This window comes from Arthrobacter sp. K4-10C (assembly GCF_059090085.1).
Map to the genome: position 1 here is coordinate 173,510 of NZ_JBNHFI010000006.1, position 17,031 is coordinate 190,540.

General features: G+C 65.5%; 13 protein-coding genes and 1 pseudogene. 11 read left to right on the forward strand and 3 right to left on the reverse strand.

Annotated features, from left to right (window positions below; translation table 11 throughout):
- Window positions 1-48 precede the first annotated feature (48 nt).
- Window positions 49-1,527, forward strand: coding sequence for a DHA2 family efflux MFS transporter permease subunit (locus AC5RUU_RS10175; RefSeq protein ID WP_493975086.1), 1,479 nt, complete (start codon window positions 49-51; stop codon window positions 1,525-1,527).
- Window positions 1,528-1,593: 66 nt separating this feature from the next.
- On the opposite strand, the gene AC5RUU_RS10180 is transcribed toward AC5RUU_RS10175, so the two are convergent.
- Together AC5RUU_RS10180 and AC5RUU_RS10185 are read right to left on the reverse strand one after the other, a co-directional pair.
- Window positions 1,594-2,430: an alpha/beta fold hydrolase gene (locus AC5RUU_RS10180; protein ID WP_493975087.1), complete on the reverse strand. Its 837-nt coding sequence runs from the start codon at window positions 2,428-2,430 to the stop codon at window positions 1,594-1,596.
- Between the two features lie 106 nt (window positions 2,431-2,536).
- A pseudogene (locus tag AC5RUU_RS10185) lies at window positions 2,537-3,192 on the reverse strand (alpha/beta fold hydrolase).
- Between the two features lie 48 nt (window positions 3,193-3,240).
- Between AC5RUU_RS10185 and lysS the strand changes: the two are divergent.
- The 5 genes from lysS (at window position 3,241) to AC5RUU_RS10210 (ending at window position 10,534) form a co-directional block, all read left to right on the forward strand.
- Window positions 3,241-4,779, forward strand: coding sequence for a lysine--tRNA ligase (gene lysS, locus AC5RUU_RS10190; RefSeq protein WP_493975088.1), 1,539 nt, complete (start codon window positions 3,241-3,243; stop codon window positions 4,777-4,779).
- Window positions 4,780-4,781: 2 nt separating this feature from the next.
- Window positions 4,782-4,985, forward strand: coding sequence for a hypothetical protein (locus AC5RUU_RS10195; protein ID WP_493975089.1), 204 nt, complete (start codon window positions 4,782-4,784; stop codon window positions 4,983-4,985).
- A gap of 135 nt (window positions 4,986-5,120) precedes the next feature.
- Complete coding sequence (locus AC5RUU_RS10200) at window positions 5,121-5,456, forward strand: histone-like nucleoid-structuring protein Lsr2 (RefSeq protein WP_493975090.1); 336 nt, start codon at window positions 5,121-5,123, stop codon at window positions 5,454-5,456.
- Between the two features lie 352 nt (window positions 5,457-5,808).
- On the forward strand, window positions 5,809-8,301 hold the full coding sequence (locus AC5RUU_RS10205; RefSeq protein ID WP_493975091.1) for an ATP-dependent Clp protease ATP-binding subunit: 2,493 nt from the start codon (window positions 5,809-5,811) through the stop codon (window positions 8,299-8,301).
- 112 nt (window positions 8,302-8,413) lie between these two features.
- Complete coding sequence (locus AC5RUU_RS10210) at window positions 8,414-10,534, forward strand: S9 family peptidase (protein ID WP_493975092.1); 2,121 nt, start codon at window positions 8,414-8,416, stop codon at window positions 10,532-10,534.
- A 175-nt stretch (window positions 10,535-10,709) separates the two neighbouring features.
- Here the strand turns inward: AC5RUU_RS10210 and AC5RUU_RS10215 are convergent, their stop codons facing one another.
- Complete coding sequence (locus tag AC5RUU_RS10215) at window positions 10,710-12,128, reverse strand: amino acid permease (RefSeq protein ID WP_493975093.1); 1,419 nt, start codon at window positions 12,126-12,128, stop codon at window positions 10,710-10,712.
- Window positions 12,129-12,363: 235 nt separating this feature from the next.
- On the opposite strand from AC5RUU_RS10215, the gene AC5RUU_RS10220 reads away from it, so the two are divergent.
- The 5 genes from AC5RUU_RS10220 to dhaM all read left to right on the forward strand — a co-directional run bounded on the left by AC5RUU_RS10220 (window position 12,364) and on the right by dhaM (window position 16,984).
- Window positions 12,364-12,873: an amino-acid N-acetyltransferase gene (locus AC5RUU_RS10220; protein WP_493975094.1), complete on the forward strand. Its 510-nt coding sequence runs from the start codon at window positions 12,364-12,366 to the stop codon at window positions 12,871-12,873.
- 158 nt (window positions 12,874-13,031) lie between these two features.
- Complete coding sequence (locus tag AC5RUU_RS10225) at window positions 13,032-14,453, forward strand: FAD-binding oxidoreductase (RefSeq protein ID WP_493975095.1); 1,422 nt, start codon at window positions 13,032-13,034, stop codon at window positions 14,451-14,453.
- 202 nt (window positions 14,454-14,655) lie between these two features.
- Window positions 14,656-15,657: a dihydroxyacetone kinase subunit DhaK gene (gene dhaK / locus AC5RUU_RS10230; RefSeq protein WP_493975096.1), complete on the forward strand. Its 1,002-nt coding sequence runs from the start codon at window positions 14,656-14,658 to the stop codon at window positions 15,655-15,657.
- Between the two features lie 2 nt (window positions 15,658-15,659).
- Window positions 15,660-16,292, forward strand: coding sequence for a dihydroxyacetone kinase subunit DhaL (gene dhaL / locus AC5RUU_RS10235; protein WP_493975214.1), 633 nt, complete (start codon window positions 15,660-15,662; stop codon window positions 16,290-16,292).
- Complete coding sequence (dhaM, locus tag AC5RUU_RS10240; RefSeq protein WP_493975097.1) at window positions 16,289-16,984, forward strand: dihydroxyacetone kinase phosphoryl donor subunit DhaM; 696 nt, start codon at window positions 16,289-16,291, stop codon at window positions 16,982-16,984. The genes dhaL and dhaM overlap by 4 nt, the downstream gene beginning before the upstream one ends.
- Window positions 16,985-17,031: the final 47 nt, after the last annotated feature.

Sequence of the window (17,031 nt, forward strand, 5' to 3'; positions counted from 1 at the left end):
AGCGGCCATGTTCGCGCACCACTCATTACTCTCCCTGAGGGAACACTCATGTCTACCGAAGTCTCGCCGAACGCAAACGGCCAGTCCGTCCATGCCGAAGGAACCAAGCCCGCCGCGCCTGAAAAGATGTCCCGGGAGTCCGTGACCATCATCAGCACGCTGCTGGTGGCCACGTTCGTGGTCATCCTGAACGAGACCATCATGAACGTCGCCCTGCAGCGGCTCATGGTGGACCTGCAGGTGGACGCTCCCACCGTCCAGTGGCTCTCCACCGGGTTCATGCTGACCATGGCCGTGGTCATTCCGACCACCGGTTTCATCCTCCAGAGCCTGTCCACGCGGAAGGTCTTCATGCTCGCCATGGGGCTCTTCGCCGGCGGTACCGCCCTGGCCGCAGTGGCCCCCGGGTTCGAGATCCTGCTGCTGGCCCGCATCATCCAGGCAGGCGGCACGGCGATCATGCTGCCGCTGCTGATGACCACCATCCTGACCCTCGTCCCGCTGGCCAAGCGCGGCGCGGTGATGGGCAACGTCAGCATTGCCATCTCGGTGGCTCCCGCCATGGGCCCCACCGTTTCGGGCCTGATCCTGGAGCACTTCACCTGGCGCTTCATGTTCGTGTTCGTCCTGCCGGTGGCCCTGGCGGCTCTGGCAATCGGGGCCAAGTACCTCACCAACGTCGGCGAGGCTGAGCGGTCCAAGCTCGACTTCCCCTCCGTGCTCCTGACCGTTCCTGCGTTTGGCGGACTGGTCTACGGCTTGAGCCAGATTGGCGGCGGCCATGGCGGGCAGGCCGGTCCTGGCGCGGGTGCCATCGCGGCCCTGGTGATCGGTGTGGCCAGCCTTGCGGTCTTCGTCCTCCGGCAGGTCCGGCTGCAGAAGGCGGAAGCTCCGCTGCTGGACCTCCGCGCCTTCAACTTCCGGATGTTCACCGTCTCGGTGCTGCTGATGGTGGTGGCCATGATGGCGCTGTTCGGCGGCGTCATCCTGCTGCCGCTCTACCTCCAGGAAATCCGCGGCCTGGGTTCGCTCGAAACCGGCCTGGCGCTGCTTCCCGGCGGCCTTGCCATGGGCTTGCTGGGTCCGGTCATCGGCCGGCTGTTCGACAAAGTGGGACCCCTGCCGCTCACCGTAACCGGGTCCGTCCTGATGGTCCTGACCCTCTGGCAGTTTTCCATGCTCGACGGCGGCACGGCAGTCTGGTGGATCGTCGCCCTGCATGTGGGGCTGAGCTTCGGGCTGGCGCTGCTGTTCACGCCTGCGTTCACCACCGGGCTGAACCCGCTGCCGCCGCACCTCTACTCCCACGGTTCGGCGCTCATGAGCACCACCCAGCAGGTGGCCGGTGCCGCGGGCACCGCGCTGCTGGTATCCATCTTCGCGGTGGTTTCCGCGACGTCGGGACTCGTCGCCGGGATGAGTGCTGCGTTCCTGACAGCAACCGTCATAGCCCTTGCCGCCGTCGTACTCTCAGCGATGATGCGCAAGACGGCAGGTGCCACGGCCGGCCACGGTCCCGCGCACTAGCCCAACTAGGTAGCAGCAAGTGTCGTTTTGACCGCTCAAAACGACATTTGCTGCTACTCAGTTGGGTCAGCCGGCATAGAACTCGCTCAGTTCCTTGATCAGGACGTCCGGTGCCTTGATGGCGCCGTCGTGCCCGAAGCCGGGCAGGATGGTGTAGCTGGAGCCGGAGAGGACGTCGTGGATTTGGCCGCACGCCACTCCGAAGTACGCCGGGCTCTTTTCGCCCACCACGATCAGGGTTTCCAGCGGAAGCGCCAGAAACGGCTCCGCCGGCATGTCCGCCGCGATGATCGCCTTGATTTCGCGGACGCCGGTGCGCATGAGCTCGCGCTGCTGCTTGCCCTCTGAAGTGCCGGCCGTCAGCTTGTTGGCGAGGGTCAGCATTGACAGCGGCATGCGCGACGAGAAGGAGCCGCCCGCTTCGAGCCCGCGCTGGATTACGGCAAGCGCGCGGTCGTCATCGCCAGCGGCAGCGGCGCTCTCATACTCGGCGATCCAGTCCGCCTTGACGGAGTGGTTGACGGACACGGCGGGGTCGTACACCGCGAGCCGCTCCACCGGCAGGGTCCGCGCCGCGTGCAAGGCCACGGCGCCGCCGAAGCTGTGGCCGAACACGTCAGTGCTGGACGTGTGCTTCATGACGGTGTCCAGGTCGCGGATGTCTACGTCCAGCGTGTAGTCCTCCGGCTGGGGCGATGACGATCCCCGGCCGCGGCGGTTGAACGTGTGCACCGGGCGGCCCAGGGCTGCGCTGAGCTTCTGCGCGAACTTGGTGTAATCCGCCGCGGTGACCATGGAGGGCGGGATGATCACCACGCCCGAACCGGCGGAAGACAGTTCCGCGCCAGTGGAAAAGAGCTCCAGAGTGCCGCCGTCGGGGGTCCTGATGTTCTCGCGCGTCATGGTTCGAGCCTATCCGAGCAAGCTGGACGTCAGCATCACGGACACCCAGGCGGGACTGGACGGCAGGCCGGTGACGCCGCAGCACGCAGGAGTGCTTCTGGGCACTTCATTCCCTGAAGTACTTCGATATGTCCGCCACCAGTTCATTGACCGCCGCCGGGATGGAGCCGTGGAAGCCCTTGGGGGAGAGCTCGAATGTGCTGCCCGGGACGGCCGCATGCAGCCGCTCCGCCGTGACCTTGTAGTAGCTGGGGCTCTTTCCGCCGGCCATGAAATGGGTATTGGCGGGCAGCACGCTGAAGTCCCTGGCATGGTCGGCCTCGTTGTAGGCGGCCCGCAGTTCGCCGACACCGCTGGGCATCACCTCGCGGAACATCCTGTTGACCTTGGTCCGCGACAGCAGTGCATCAGCCCGGCCAGGACGGGTTCCGGGATCCGGGCCATGGCGGATCCCGGGGACGTGGCCTTCTTCATGTGCGCCAGGGCGTGGCCCACCCTGCCGTTGTTGACGGCGTCCTCGAACCCGTCCAGCCAGGCGGTGTCCATGCTGCCGTCGATGCTCACCGCAGGGTCGTACACGTCCACGGCCCATCCTCCGCCCAGGCCCTTGGCGAGTGCGATCGAGAACGGCCGGTAGATCAGCGCGGTCAGGAACGCTCCGCCGATGAGCACCACGCGGCGTTCTCCCGGGGCATCCACGGTGCCGTAGCTGTATAAGGCCAGGCGGCCGCCGTCGTGCGTTGGAAGGAACCGTTCTTTCACCCGCCCCATCCTAGGCGGGAGCGGGGGCGCGAAGTCCCGGTAAACTTGATGACTGTGACTTCCCAAAACACCCCCGCCCCCAAGAACGCCCCAGAGCCCCTCGACGCCAGCGAGCAGATGCGGATCCGCATGGAGAAGCGCGCCAAACTTATCGGGCGCGGCACGGAGGCCTACCCGGTGGGCGTGGAGCGGACGCACTCCCTCTCCGAAATCCGGGAAAAGTACGCCCACCTTGAGGCGGATGACACCACGGGCGACGTCGTGGGCGTCACCGGCCGCGTGGTGTTCATCCGCAACACCGGCAAGCTGTGCTTCGCAACGCTCCAGGAGGGCGGCACCGACGGTAAGGGAACCCGCCTGCAGGCCATGCTCAGCCTCGCCAGCATCGGCGAAGAAGCCCTTGCCGACTGGAAAGCCCTGGTTGACCTCGGCGACCACGTCTTCATCAAGGGCGAGGTGATCTCCTCCCGCCGCGGCGAACTGTCCATCATGGCGGACTCCTGGTCCATGGCTTCCAAGGCCCTGCGCCCGCTGCCGGTGCTGCACGCCGAGCTGAACGAGGAAACCCGTGTCCGCCAGCGCTACGTGGACCTGATGGTCCGCGACGAGGCCCGCGAGATGGTGTACACCCGGGCCGCCATCACCCGCTCCATCCGTGAGACGCTCTTCCGCCACAACTATGTGGAGGTTGAAACACCCATCCTGCAGCTGGTCCACGGCGGTGCGTTGGCCCGTCCGTTCGAAACGCACATGAACGCGTTTGACCAGAAAATGACCCTGCGCATCGCCACCGAGCTGTACCTGAAGCGGGCCGTGGTGGGCGGGATCGACCGCGTCTACGACATGGGCCGCGTGTTCCGCAACGAGGGCGTGGACTCCACCCACAGCCCCGAGTTCACCACCCTTGAATGCTACGAGGCCTGGGCGGACCAGTTCGTGATGGCGGAGCGGATCAAGGAGATCATCCTCGACGCAGCCGACGCCGTGGGTGCCGGCCGCGTCATCCAGACCGAGGCCGGGGAGATCAACCTCGACGGCGAGTGGGCCTGGCTTGCGGTATACCCGGGGCTTTCCGACGCCGTTGGGCAGGAAATCACCCCGGACACACCGCTTGGGGTGCTCCGCGAAGTCGCGGAAAAGCACGACGTCAAGGTTGACCCCAAGTGGGACGCCGAAAAGCTGGCGGTGGAGCTCTTCGGTGAGATCGTGGAGCCCACCCTCCTGAACCCCACGTTTGTCTACGACTACCCGCCCTCCGCCCAGCCGCTGGCCCGCCCGCACCGCAAGGACGGCCGGCTCATCGAGGCATGGGACCTGATCATCGGCGGCATGGAGCGCGGCACGGCGTTCTCCGAACTGATCGATCCGGTCATCCAGCGTGAGCGGCTCACGGAGCAGTCCCGCCACGCTGCCGCCGGCGATGACGAAGCCATGCAACTGGATGAGGACTTCCTGCGCGCCCTGGAGTACGGTGCCCCGCCGATGGGCGGCATCGGCCTGGGGATCGACCGCCTGGTGATGCTGTTCACCGGAGCGGGCATCCGGGAAACCATCCTCTTCCCCCTGCTGAAGCCCGAAGGCCACTGAGCATGGAATACGTAGCCGTCCTCCTGCCGTCCGTGGTGGTGGGCCTCCTCTTCTGGTTTGCCATGAAGGCGATTTTCAATGCCGACAAGTCCGAGCGGCAGGCGGAGGCCCGCGCCCAGGCCGAGGCCGCCGCCCGGGCGGCACGGTCCGGTGATCGCCAGGCCGAAGAACAGCCTTCCGACCGGCCGGACCCCGAATCCAAATAGAAAAACCCCTAATCTTCTGTGGTTATCCCCAAGGAACCATTAGGCGCTTTGACGCGTTGCCATAAAGAGAGTCATACTTTTTAGGGAAACATCCTGCTTTTCTGAAAAACACCCTTTCCAAGAGGAAGACGTTAAATGGCACAGAAAGTAAACATCATCCTCGTTGATGATCTGGATGGGGGATCCGCAGACGAGAATGTGAAGTTTGGCCTTGACGGGACGAACTACGAGATTGACCTTTCGGCGGCCAACGCTGCTGAGCTCAGGTCTTCACTGGAGCGCTTTATTGCCGCCGCGCGAAAGGCATCGGGAGGCCGCGCGGCCGCCCGTACGCCCAAGGCTCCTGCCGGGGGCCGCAGCCACGATTCAGCCCAAATTAGGCAATGGGCCCGGGACAACGGTTACACCGTTAACAGCCGCGGCCGAATTCAGGCTGAAATCCAGGAAGCCTACCAAAAGGCAAATTCCTAGCCGAAGCCGCGGACCTGGTTTTAAACCCTGCTTCCCGTCGCCGGGAAGCAGGGTTTTTTCGGCCCGTACGCAAAAGTGCGGACCCCTGCCGCCGTCGTCGTAGTATTTACTGCCGCTCAGGCAGCGTGCCGGCGGCAGCCGCTTTCAAAATGCCGGTGTCTACTTCTTCAGGGGCTATCCGCACGGAGCGCGGCGTGGTTTCGCCGCCTAAACTCCGCGGCAGGCCGGCATCGTTGGACAAGGCCTGCCAATATTCCCAAACCCGTGCGGGTTTCCCCTGTGGCGAACACGCTCCACAAGTACGGGCCCGCCACGTAGCATCAAAGTACGTCGTAGCTAGGAGTGTGGCGAAATGTTTGAGCGATTTACGGACCGTGCCCGTCGCGTAGTTGTGCTTGCCCAAGAAGAGGCACGCATGCTGAACCACAATTACATCGGTACCGAACACATCCTCTTGGGTCTGATCCATGAGGGTGAGGGCGTTGCCGCCAAAGCTCTTGAGTCCTTGAGCATTTCGCTCGACGGCGTGCGCGAGCAGGTGCAGGAGATCATCGGCCAGGGCCAGCAGGCTCCGTCCGGGCACATCCCCTTCACCCCACGCGCCAAGAAAGTGCTGGAGCTCTCGCTGCGCGAGGCCCTGCAGCTGGGCCACAACTACATCGGCACGGAGCATATCCTGCTCGGCCTTATCCGGGAGGGTGAGGGCGTTGCCGCGCAGGTGCTGGTCAAGCTCGGTGCCGACCTCAACCGGGTTCGCCAGCAGGTCATCCAGCTCCTCTCCGGCTACCAGGGCAAGGAGACCACCGGCGCAGGCGTCGGTTCGGGCCAACCCGAGGGTGCACCCGCCGGCTCCGTTGTGCTGGACCAGTTCGGCCGCAACCTGACCCAGGCTGCACGCGAGAACAAGCTGGACCCGGTCATCGGACGCGAGCAGGAGATGGAACGGGTCATGCAGGTCCTCTCCCGCCGCACCAAGAACAACCCGGTGCTCATCGGCGAGCCCGGCGTTGGCAAGACTGCCGTCGTCGAAGGCCTCGCCCAGGCCATTGTCCGCGGCGACGTCCCGGAGACCATCAAGGACAAACAGCTCTACACGCTGGACCTCGGTTCCCTGGTGGCAGGCTCCCGCTACCGCGGTGACTTCGAAGAGCGACTGAAGAAGGTCCTCAAGGAAATCCGCACCCGCGGCGACATCATCCTCTTCATCGACGAGATCCACACCCTGGTGGGTGCGGGTGCCGCCGAAGGTGCCATCGATGCCGCGTCCATCCTGAAGCCCATGCTGGCCCGCGGCGAGCTGCAGACCATCGGTGCCACCACGCTGGACGAGTACCGCAAGCACATCGAGAAGGACGCCGCGCTGGAGCGCCGCTTCCAGCCCATCCAGGTCAAGGAACCCTCCGTGGCGCACGCCATCGAGATCCTCAAGGGCTTGCGTGACCGCTACGAGGCACACCACCGCGTCACGATCACCGACGGCGCCCTGGCCTCCGCTGCCAGCCTCGCCGAACGTTACATCTCGGATCGCTTCCTGCCGGACAAGGCGATCGACCTGATCGACGAGGCCGGGGCCCGGTTGCGCATCCGCCGCATGACCGCTCCGCCGGAGCTCAAGGCCATGGATGAGCGCATCGCGAAGCTGAAGATGGAGAAGGAGTCCGCGATCGACGCGCAGGACTTCGAAGGCGCAGCTTCGCTCCGTGACAAGGAGCAAAAAATGATTGCCGAGCGCTCGGAGAAGGAACGCCACTGGAAGTCCGGCGGCATGGACGACATCTCTGAGGTGGATGAGGACCTAATCGCCGAGGTGCTGGCCAACTCCACCGGCATCCCCGTGTTCAAGCTGACCGAGGAAGAGTCCTCGCGCCTGCTGAAGATGGAAGACGAACTGCACAAGCGTGTGGTTGGCCAGAACGAGGCCATCAAGGCACTGTCGCAGGCCATCCGCCGCACCCGTGCAGGGCTCAAGGACCCCAAGCGTCCCGGTGGCTCGTTCATCTTCGCCGGCCCCACCGGCGTCGGCAAGACCGAGCTGGCCAAGGCACTCGCGGAGTTCCTGTTCGGTGAAGAGGACGCCCTCATCACGCTGGACATGTCCGAGTACTCGGAGAAGCACACCGTCTCGCGGCTCTTCGGTGCCCCTCCGGGCTACGTTGGCTACGAGGAAGGCGGGCAGCTGACCGAGAAGGTGCGGCGCCGTCCGTTCTCCGTGGTGCTGTTCGATGAGGTTGAGAAGGCCCACGCCGATCTCTTCAACTCGTTGCTGCAGATCCTTGAAGACGGCCGCCTGACCGATTCCCAGGGCCGCGTGGTGGACTTCAAGAACACCGTGATCATCATGACCACCAACCTGGGTACCCGGGACATCTCCAAGAGCGTTGCCACCGGCTTCCAGTCCGGCACCGACACACAGACCGGCTACAACCGCATGCGTGCCCGTGTGACGGAGGAACTCAAGCAGCACTTCCGCCCCGAGTTCCTGAACCGTGTGGATGACGTTGTGGTGTTCCCGCAGCTCACCCAGGACGAGATCATCGAGATCGTGGACATGTTCGTCACCCGCCTGGAGAAGCGCCTCAAGGACAAGGACATGGGCATCGAGCTCACGCCTGCCGCCAAGGTGCTGCTGGCGACCCGCGGCTACGACCCCGCCATGGGTGCCCGGCCGCTGCGCCGCACCATCCAGCGCGAGATCGAGGACCAGCTCTCCGAGAAGATCCTCTTCGGCGACATCCACGCCGGCGACATCGTTGTGGTGGACGTGGAAGGCGAAGGTGACGACGCCAAGTTCACGTTCGCCGGCAACGCCAAGCCGCGCATCCCGGAAATCGCTCCGAGCGTCTAGTTTCACAAGCGAAAGCCCCGTCCGCGCCCATCAGGGTGCAGGCGGGGCTTTTCGCATTCTCGCCCGGAGTGCGTTTTGTGATGCAAGGCACAGGAGGTGTTGAATCGGTGGCATGGCTACTTTGAACCCGGCGATCCCGGGCGATCAACCACTGACCCCTTTCCACGACTTCGACCACTACCTGTCCATCCCCCGGGTGAGCGGCCTGAGCCTCAGCCCTGACGGGACCCGCCTTGTCACTACCGTCAGCACCCTGAACGGCAAAGGCACGGAGTTCGCCACTGCCCTGTGGGAGCTGGACCCGGCCGGGCAGAAGCACGCGCGGCGCATCACCCGCAGCGCCAAAGGCGAGGCCGGCGCGGCCTTCGCCACAAACGGGGATGTCTACTTCACGTCCGCCCGGCCCGACCCGGACAGCCCGGAGGAGGACCCGGTCAGCGCCCTCTGGCTGCTTCCAGCCGACGGCGGGGAAGCCCGCGTAGTCCTCACCCGCCCCGGCGGCGTGAACGGCGTGTTCACGGCCAGGAACGCGGACGCGGCCTTCGTGACTGCCGAGGTCCTGGCCGGCTCCATCGACGAGGAGGACGATGCACGGCGCCGCAAAGCCCGCAAGGACAACAAAGTTTCGGCCATCCTGCACAGCGAATACCCTGTGAGGTTTTGGGACGCCGACCTCGGCCCCGGGCAGCCGCGGATCTTCGCCGTGGAACCGGGAGAGGAGGTGGGGACGGGCAAACCCACCACTGTGGATGCCACCGTGCCGCTGGTCCTCCGCAACCTCACGCCCGGCGCCGGGCCGCGGCTTCGGGAGGCAGAGTCAGTTGTCAGCCCGGACGGCAGCACCATCTACACGAGCTTCACCAAGCCCCTCGCCCGGGCGGACAGCCGGTCGGTCCTGGTGTCCGTGGACGTCGCGTCGGGCAGTATGAAGGTGCTCCTGGACCGTGAAGGCATGAGCTACTTCCCCGGCCCCGTCAGCCCGGACGGCACCACGCTGGTGGTGGTCAGCGAGAGCGACTCCACACCGCGCCAGGCGCCGGAGGTCAAGCTTCACCTGCTGGATGTTTCGGGCACAGCTGATGGGGCCACAGGCCTGCAGCCCCTGGCGCATGGCTGGGACCGGTGGGCCAAGCCATGCGCCTGGCTGCCGGACGGTTCAGCCCTCCTGGCCACAGCAGACGACGACGGCGCGTCGCCCCTTTTCCGGATCAGCGTTCAGGCTTCTGCGGCCGGGGTGGGTGTCGCCCGGGTGACCCAGGACGCCGCGGCATACACCGACGTCGTGGTTTCGCCGGACGGGCGCACCGCCTATGCACTTCGCAGCTCCTACGCCTATCCGCCGGAAGCGGTGCGTATTGACCTGGCTACTGGGGAAACCACGCCCCTGCCGGCACCGGCGGAACGGCCGGCGTGTCCGGGCACGCTGGAGCGCATCGCTGCCACAGGCCGGGACGGGTCGCGGGTCCCGGCCTACCTCGCTTTGCCCGAGGGGGCCTCAGCGGACAACCCGGCCCCGCTGCTGCTGTGGATCCACGGCGGACCGCTGGCATCCTGGAACGCGTGGACGTGGCGGTGGAACCCCTGGCTCCTCACCGCCCGGGGCTATGCCGTGCTGCTGCCGGACCCGGCGCTGTCCACCGGTTACGGTCAGGCCTATATCCAGCGGGGGTGGGGCTCCTGGGGGAAAACGCCGTTCACGGACCTCATGGCCGTGACGGATGCCGCCGTCGAACGCGCCGATCTGGACGCGACAAGGACGGCGGCCATGGGCGGTTCCTTCGGTGGTTACATGGCCAACTGGGTGGCCGGGCAAACGGACCGGTTCAAAGCCATCGTCAGCCATGCCAGCCTGTGGGCCTTGGACCAGTTCGGTCCCACCACCGACGCTTCCCAGTACTGGTTGAAGGAAATGACCGAAGACATGGCGCTGGACAACTCGCCGCACCTGCATGTGGAGAAGATCAGCACTCCCATGCTGGTGATCCACGGAGACAAGGACTACCGGGTGCCCATTGGGGAAGGCCTGAGGCTTTGGTATGAGCTGCTGTCAAGATCCCGGCTGGCCGCCGACGCCGACGGGCAGACTGCCCACCGGTTCCTGTACTTCCCGGACGAAAACCACTGGGTCCTCCAGCCGCAGCACGCCAAGGTCTGGTACCAGGTGGTGGAATCGTTCCTGGCAAAGAACGTTCTGGGCAAGGATGTCCCATTGCCTGCAGAACTGGGACTCTAGCCCGCCCCCTTCGTGTTTCCCTGGCTGGGTTCGGTGGCGGGCATCAGGGATTTCCCGGCGCCTGCTCCTTCGTCGCTTTGACGGCGCCTACATAAATCCCTGATGCCCGCCACCTCGTGCGTCACTCACCTGGTCAGGATCGTTCGTGTGTTCAACCCTGTCGTTGCACGGCCCCTCATACGGAACGCTGACGGCCGTACTTGAAGTGGAAGTAGGCGTAGCAGCCGGCCACGAACGGGATGCCGAAGTACAGTGCGGTGGCCTGCGTGGGGTCGAAGCCGATGCCGATCAGCGAGACTAAACAGAGCAGGAACGCGACGATGGGAAGCAGCGGGAAGAGCGGCGCCTTGTAGGCAAGATCAGAGTGTCGTCCTCCTGCCCGCAGGAATGCCCGGCGGTGGAAAAAGTGCGACGCGGTGATGGACATCCATACGCCTACCGTCGCGAATCCGGCGATTGACACCAGCACCAGGTAAACCGTGGTCGGTGCCACCACGCTGCTGATCAGCGACGCAAGGCCGCCCAGCATGCTGACGCACAGGGCAAGCATGGGGATTCCCCTTTTTGTCAGCCTTCCCAGCGCTTTTGGCGCATGCCCCTCGTCCGCAAGCGAGAAAAGCATCCGGGCGCAGGAAAACAGGCCGCAGTTGCCCGCGGACAAGAGAGCCGTGATGATGACGAAATTCATGATGTCGGCCGCATAGGGAATGCCCAGCTGTGAGAAGACGGTGACAAAGGGGCTCACTTCCAGGGATGTGTCTTCATACGGCACAGTGCCGGCAATCACCGCAATCGCGCCGACAAAAAAGATCAGCAGCCGAATCACCGTGGTCCGCATCGCTTTCGGGATATTTACGGCGGGATTGGCAGTTTCGCCCGCGGCCACACCGATAAGCTCCGACCCGGAAAATGCATAGAAGACGGCCAGGGTGGTGATCAGGACGCCGGTGATTCCGTTCGGAAACAGCCCCTGGGGTGTGTTGAGGTTTTCGCCCAGGAAAGGGTAGCCATTTTCGGCAAGGGGATGGAAACCGAGCAATGCCGCGCCGCCCAGGACGATCAGGCCGATAACTGCGGCTACTTTGATGAGGGCAAACCAGAACTCGGATTCACCGAAAACGCGCGACGAAATAGCATTTAGCGTGAACAGGACGGCCGCAAAAACCAGGCACCAGACCCAGACATCAACCTGCGGAAACCAGCGCTGCATCAGCAGCCCGGCAGCGGTGAATTCCGATCCGAGCGCTACTGCCCAGCACAACCAGTAAAGCCATGCCGTGGCGAATCCGGTGGCCGGGCCGATGGCCCTGGCGGCATAGATGTGGAACGCGCCGGACACGGGATAGGCGACCGCCAGCTCGCCCAGGCATGCCATCACCATGTACACCACGGCAGCCCCGATGAGGTAGGCGATGATCGCACCGAGTGGCCCGGCTTGGGCAATGGTGTAGCCGGAGCTGAGGAAGAGGCCGGAGCCGATGACACCTCCCATGGCGATCATCACGAGGTGCCGGGCCTCCATGGAGCGCCGAAGGCCGCGTTGTCCTTCTTCCTCCACAGGGGCGTCTGTCAGGGTCGGGGAGCCTAAAGCCATTTTTCCTCCGGAACGGGCGACGTTGCCCATAGGGTGACGGGGATAACAGTCGAAACACTGCTTGCTGGCGCCTCACCTGCGCAAACGCACGCGGGCGACATCTCACAACTCTGCGCAGTCACACCCACATCCGGCTGCTAAGCGTAAGCAGAGCTTGAACTTGGCTGCCTGATGAAGGCCGGCAGGTGCCGGAGCGGAAGCAACCGGCAGGGCGCCGCCGAACTAGGATTGGCCTGTGACCGACTCCTTCCATATCCGCCCTGCCCGTACGAGCGATGTGTCCGCCATCAAGAAGCTGGTGGCGCCACTTGCCGAGCAGCGGATCCTGATGGCGAAGGAGACGGTGGCCTACTACGAAAGCCTCCAGGAGTTCCGGATCGCCGAGTCCAACGACGGCGAGGTCATCGGCTGCGGGGCTTTGCATGTCATGTGGGAGGACCTGGCCGAGGTGCGCACCCTGGCTGCCTCCGAGGACTGGCGCGGGAGGGGAGTGGGACACGTGCTGGTGGAGAGCCTGCTCGAGGAGGCCAGGGCCCTGGGGGTGGACCGGGTCTTCTGCCTTACCTTCGAAGTGGACTTCTTCAAGCGCCACGGGTTTGAAGTCATGGCCGACCAGTCCGCCGTGGACCCCGAGGTCTACTCGGAGCTCCTGCGCTCCCATGACGAAGGCGTCGCTGAGTTCCTGGACCTTGCGCGCGTGAAGCCGAACACACTTGGCAACACCCGGATGATCAGGTTCCTGTAGCCCACCCCGGAACCGGCCGAAGGTCCCCCGTTCCGGGAACTGACCCCCGCGCCGGGCGGCAGGATAATGGATGATTTTTCACCTCTTCCTATCCGTCCATTCGATGGATAAACTTGTTGAGGCTTGCTGGGGAGCAGCCCAACTAGTGAAAGCCAGACATGCAGATCCTCCCTACCCACACGGCCAAAACCGAACTGCAGCTCCTTGTCCGCGGACTGGTTTACGCCCCGGGCGACGCTTCTTTTGATTCAGAAGTTGCCGCCTTCAACCTCGCCACCCGGCACACGCCGGACCTGGTCCTGACGGCAGTCAACGCCGAAGACGTCGTGGCTGCCGTCAAGTGGGCTTCCGCCCGCGATATGTCCATCTCCGTCCAGTCCACCGGCCACGGCGCCGCCAACGCCATCACCGGCGGCCTGCTGATCAGTACCCGCTACATGCTGGAGCTGTCCATCGACCCGGACGAACAGGCTGCCCGCGTCGGTGCCGGCGTGCGCTGGCGGGATGTCCTCAAGGCTGCCGCTCCCTACGGGCTGACCGGTCTGCATGGTTCCACCACCGACGTTGGAGTGGTGGGCTACACCCTTGGCGGCGGACTGCCCCTCCTCGGGCGGAAGTATGGCTTTGCGTCCGACCATGTCAGAGCCTTTGACCTGGTCACGCCGGATGGCGTGCTGCGGCGCGTGGATGCCACCAGTGAGCCCCGATTGTTCTCCCTGCTCCGCGGCGGCAAGGGCAATTTTGGCATCGTCACCGCAATGGAATTCTCCCTCTTCCCGGCCGGCGAACTCTATGCCGGCGGCATCTTCTACGATGGCACGCACGCGCGGGAAGTCCTCTCCGCTTTCCGCAGCTGGACACAGGACCTGCCCTCCGAGGCATCGGCGTCGCTGGCCTTCCTGCGCCTCCCCGACATGGAGGAAGTGCCGGGCTTCCTGCGCGGCAACTTCGTGATGCACCTGCGGTTCGCCTGGCAGGGGAATGAGGAGGAGGGGGCGGCCCTGCTCGCGCCGATGCGGGCCGCGGCCCCCGTCCTGGTGGACTCCGTCGGGCTGCTTCCGCATCACCGCGTGGACGAGATCCATGCGGATCCTCAACATCCGGTACCGGTGCGCGAGGGCGGAATGCTCCTGAGGGGCTTTGGTCCCGGACTGGACGATGTTCTGCTGGAACTTGCCGGTCCGGAAAGCAGGGCGCCACTGCTGCTGAGCGAGATCAGGCTGATGGGAGGCGCACTTGCGGCTCCCCTGAGCGGAACGGCCGCCGGAACGGACTGCGTTGGCGGCCGGGACGCCGGCCTGTCCTTTTTCACCGTGGGAGTCATGGCCCCGCCCATCGCGGAGCTGGTCTCGGATGCCATCGACGCCGCACGGCTGGCACTGAAGCCGTATGGAACAGGCGGCAGCCTGGTGAACCTGCACGGCCACCTGGCCTCCCCGGAGCTCGCCGCCACTGCGTGGCCGGAAGGGATGCGGGAAGAGCTGGGTGCAGCCAAGGCGGAGTTTGATCCCAAGAACCTCTTCCGCCACGGCCATGCCGTCCTCCCAATGTCTGCGGAGGCCCCGGCAGCGGCCGCCTGAGCCGGATGCGGTCCCGGCATTCAGTTTTATTCGAATTGATGGATAAACTGACCGGGCCGGAGTTCGCGCCCGGTAAAGGGACAGTCATTGGGGGCTGTCCCTTTGCCGCATCCGCCTCCCACCAGCGCAAACCTATCGTTCCGGCGCCTGCCGGTAGTAGGGTCGGAGGAACACCTTCAGGAGCACAGCCAGGAGCAACGCCATGAAGAAACTCATCAACGATCCCCGCTCTGTAGTCGACGAATCGGTCCAGGGCTTTGGCCTGGCGCATGCAGGGCTTGTCACAGTCAGCGCCGACCCCACCTACATCACGCGCAAGGACGCACCCGTGAACGGCAAGGTGGGGCTGGTGTCCGGCGGCGGCAGCGGCCATGAGCCCCTGCACGCCGGCTTTGTGGGACGGGGAATGCTCGACGCCGCCGTGCCGGGGGCGGTGTTCACCTCGCCCACGCCGGACCAGATCCTTCCCGCCACCCTCGCAGTAAACTCAGGCGCCGGCGTCGTGCACATCGTCAAGAACTACACGGGCGACGTCCTGAACTTCGAGACGGCGGCGGAACTGGCCGAGGCGGAAGGCGTCAGCGTCCGCACTGTTCTGGTCAATGACGACGTCGCTGTGGAGGATTCGCTGTACACCGCGGGCCGCCGCGGCGTAGGTGGCACAGTGCTGGTGGAGAAAATTGCCGGCGCCGCCGCCGAGCGGGGTGACGACGTGGACGCCGTGGCAGCTGTGGGCGAACGGGTCAACGCCAACGTCCGCACCATGGGCGTGGCGCTCTCCGCCTGCACCGTTCCCCATGCTGGCTCGCCCAGCTTCGACCTTGGCGAGGACGAAATCGAAATCGGCATCGGCATCCACGGAGAGCCGGGGCGGCACCGCATCCCCATGGAAAACGCTGACGGCATCACCGACCGGCTGCTGGAGCCCGTCCTTTCCGACCTCAAGGTCAGCTCCGGCGACAAAGTGCTGCTCTTCGTCAACGGGATGGGCGGCACGCCCCTGAGCGAGCTGTACATCGTCTACCGGCGCGCCGCGCAGATCCTGGCTGACCGGGGAGCCACGGTGGAGCGTTCCTTGGTGGGCAACTACATTACGGCCCTGGAAATGCAAGGCTGTTCCATCTCCGTCCTCCGGCTGGACGACGAACTTGCTGAACTGTGGGACGCACCCGTCCACACCGCAGCCCTCCGGTGGGGCGTGTAGCCGTGGTGCTGGACGTCACCTGGGCAGTGAAGTGGCTGACCCTGTGCGCCCAGGCCATGGCCGAGCACCGGGTTGAGCTGATTGAACTGGACCGCGCCATCGGCGATTCCGATCATGGCGAAAACATGGACCGCGGCTTCCAGGCGGTCCTGGACAAGCTGGCAGAGGCGGCTCCGGAGACGCCGGGCGCGGCACTTAAGCTCACGGCCATGACCCTGATGTCCAAGGTGGGCGGCGCAGCGGGACCGCTGTACGGCACTGCTTTCCTCCGGGCAGCCGGCGCCATGGGTGATGCCCCGGAAATCGATCCGGCTGGTTGGGCCGCCGCGCTGGCCGCCGCCAGGGACGGGATTGTGGCCCGCGGCAAGGCGGAGCCCGGGGACAAAACGATGGTGGACGCGTGGACACCTGCAGCCGAGGCGGCGAAGGCAGCCGCGGACGCCGGGAGCCCTGACATCCTGACGGTCCTGGTCGCCGCGGCGGAGGCCGCCGAAGCCGGGGCCGTCGCCACCGATCCGCTGGTGGCGCGGAAGGGCCGTGCCAGCTACCTGGGTGAGCGGAGCGCAGGCCACCGCGACCCCGGTGCGGCATCCAGCGCACTGATCCTGAGGGCTGCGGTGGGGGCTGCTGCGTGACGGTAAGCATTGTGGTGGTCTCGCACAGTGAAAAGATTGCCGACGGCGCGGCGGAGCTTGCCGCCCAAATGGCACCTGACGTCCTGGTGCTGGCAGCCGGGGGCACCACCGACGGCAGGATCGGCACCAGCCTGGAAAAGGTCCTCGCCGCCCTGGACCGCGCCGCCGGGGGTGATGGCGCGGTGATCCTCACGGATCTGGGATCGGCGGTAATGACTGCCGAGTCCGCGCTGGAGTTCGCTGAGGATCCGGCGGGTGTGCTGCTGGCTGACGCCCCGCTGGTGGAAGGTGTGGTGGCAGCGTCCGTGGCTTCGCAGGGCGGCGCGGACATGCAGGGGGTCAAACGGGCAGCGGAAGCAGCCCGCGGCCCGATGCAGCATTCCGGCCCGGCCCCCCAGCGCGACGTGTCGGAAGGGTCCGTCACCGGCGAGGGTGCTGACTTCACCGGCGACTTTGAGCTCATCAACCAGGCGGGGATGCATGCACGCCCTGCCGCGAAAATTGCCGGGGGGCTGTCCTCCCTGGACGCCGAGGTCACAGTCAATGGTGTGGACGGCTCGTCCATGACGGCACTCATGACGCTGGCCGCCGCCAAGGGATCGGTCCTGCATGTGGAGGCGCGGGGCGCGGATGCCGAACGTGCGGTGAATTACGTGGGCGGGCTGGTGCAGGCGGGCTTTGGTGAACCGTAGCTGCCTTCCCGCGCAAATCGCCGCCCCGCGGTGTGTTCCGGAGGGCT

What these genes read in the sequence shown, in the direction of transcription:
- AC5RUU_RS10215 (WP_493975093.1), bottom strand. Translation starts at nt 12,128, where the DNA reads ATGGCTTTAGGCTCCCCGACCCTGACAGACGCCCCTGTGGAGGAAGAA.
- AC5RUU_RS10180 (WP_493975087.1), bottom strand. Translation starts at nt 2,430, where the DNA reads ATGACGCGCGAGAACATCAGGACCCCCGACGGCGGCACTCTGGAGCTC.
- AC5RUU_RS10210 (WP_493975092.1), top strand. Translation starts at nt 8,414, where the DNA reads ATGGCTACTTTGAACCCGGCGATCCCGGGCGATCAACCACTGACCCCT.
- lysS (WP_493975088.1), top strand. Translation starts at nt 3,241, where the DNA reads ATGACTGTGACTTCCCAAAACACCCCCGCCCCCAAGAACGCCCCAGAG.
- AC5RUU_RS10205 (WP_493975091.1), top strand. Translation starts at nt 5,809, where the DNA reads ATGTTTGAGCGATTTACGGACCGTGCCCGTCGCGTAGTTGTGCTTGCC.
- AC5RUU_RS10225 (WP_493975095.1), top strand. Translation starts at nt 13,032, where the DNA reads ATGCAGATCCTCCCTACCCACACGGCCAAAACCGAACTGCAGCTCCTT.
- AC5RUU_RS10175 (WP_493975086.1), top strand. Translation starts at nt 49, where the DNA reads ATGTCTACCGAAGTCTCGCCGAACGCAAACGGCCAGTCCGTCCATGCC.
- AC5RUU_RS10200 (WP_493975090.1), top strand. Translation starts at nt 5,121, where the DNA reads ATGGCACAGAAAGTAAACATCATCCTCGTTGATGATCTGGATGGGGGA.
- dhaK (WP_493975096.1), top strand. Translation starts at nt 14,656, where the DNA reads ATGAAGAAACTCATCAACGATCCCCGCTCTGTAGTCGACGAATCGGTC.
- AC5RUU_RS10195 (WP_493975089.1), top strand. Translation starts at nt 4,782, where the DNA reads ATGGAATACGTAGCCGTCCTCCTGCCGTCCGTGGTGGTGGGCCTCCTC.